2 protein-coding genes are annotated in these 1,396 nt (G+C 73.7%); both read right to left on the bottom strand.

Annotated elements, in window-relative coordinates:
* Window positions 1-231 (bottom strand): YscO family type III secretion system apparatus protein (locus P409_RS34370; protein ID WP_034849354.1); only part of this gene is annotated, 231 nt, incomplete at its 3' end.
* Window positions 228-1,310, bottom strand: a complete 1,083-nt coding sequence (locus P409_RS34365) for a FliI/YscN family ATPase (protein WP_430515686.1) — start codon at window positions 1,308-1,310, stop codon at window positions 228-230. The genes P409_RS34365 and P409_RS34370, both read right to left, overlap by 4 nt.
* Window positions 1,311-1,396: the final 86 nt, after the last annotated feature.

The following is a 1,396-nucleotide window of genomic DNA, read 5'->3' as shown; positions in this document are numbered from 1 at the left end:
CAGTGCATCGGCCGCGGCCGGCTTCTCCATCGCGGCGGTGTAGAGCCGGTCCTCCTGCGCCGCGCGATGCGCCTCATAGGCGTCGCGGTCGGCCTCGGCCTGGCGCTCCCGCGCCTCGGCGGCGGTCAGGGCGGCGCGCTCCTGCCCCAGCGTCTCGATCGCCAGGCGCTCGCGGTCGCGCCGCAGCTTGCGCAGCCGGTCGAGGGCGTCTGGTTTGGAACGCAGGCTCATCGGCTCAGCCGCTCCAGCTGCTCGCGGGTCTGGGCAAAGGTCGAGGCCTCCTCGAAATCCTGCTGCAGGAAGCGGCGGATGTCGCCGATCTTGGCCACCGCCTCGTCGGCCAGGGCGTCGGCCCCGGCCCGGTACTCGCCGACCTGCAGCAGCAGCTCGATGTCGTTGTGCTTGGCCATCAGCCGGCGCATCTGCACCGCGGCCCGGCGATGGCCGCCATCGATCACCGCCTCCATCACCCGGCTGCGGCTGGCCAGCACGTCGATCGCCGGAAAGTGCCCTGCGCTGGCCAGGGCCTGCGACAGCACGATGTGGCCGTCCAGCAGGCCGCGGGTCTCGTCGGCGATCGGATCGGTCTCGGCATCGCCCTCGACCAACACGGTGTAGAAGCCGGTGATCGACCCGGTCGCCGCCGGCCCGGCGCGCTCCAGCAGGCGCGGCAGCATGGCGAAGAACGAAGGCGGGAAACCGCGCCGGGTCGGCGGCTCGCCCGCGGCCAGGCCGATCTCGCGCACGGCGCGGGCGAAGCGGGTGATGCTGTCCATCAGCAGGGCGACGCGCATCCCTTGGTCGCGGAAATACTCGGCGATGGCGGTGGCGACGAAGGCGGCCTTGACGCGCTCGATCGCCGGCCGGTCGGAGGTGGCGGTGACGATCACGGCCCGGCGCAGCGCCTCCGGCCCCAGATGCCGGTCGATGAACTCGCGTACCTCGCGGCCGCGCTCGCCGATCAGGCCGATGACGATGGCGTCGGCATCGGCGCCCTTGACGATCTGCGCCAACAGCGAGGATTTGCCGGTGCCCGGCGACCCGTAGATGCCGATGCGCTGGCCCTCGCCGCAGGTCAGGAGGCCGTCGATGGCGCGGATGCCCAGCGGCAGGGGCCGGCTGATCAGCGGCCGCAGCAGCGCCGGCGGCGCCTCGGCATGCAGCGGGTAGGTGCCGTCGGTGTCCAGCGGCCCGCGCTCGGCGGTGTCCAGCGGCCGGCCCAGGCTGTCCAGCACTCGGCCCAACAGGGCGGGGCCGACGCCCAGCCGCAGGGCGCGGCCGGTCGGGATTGCCTCGGTCCGGGTCGACAGGCCCTGGCAGGCTGCCGATCGGGGTCAGCACCGCGGCGCCGTCGACCAGCCCGACCACCTCGGCCAGGATGCTGTGGCCGGTCTGC

It is taken from the genome of Inquilinus limosus MP06 (genome assembly GCF_000767795.1).
Lineage (GTDB): Bacteria > Pseudomonadota > Alphaproteobacteria > DSM-16000 > Inquilinaceae > Inquilinus > Inquilinus limosus_E.
This window is presented reverse-complemented; position numbering and strand designations above follow the sequence as displayed.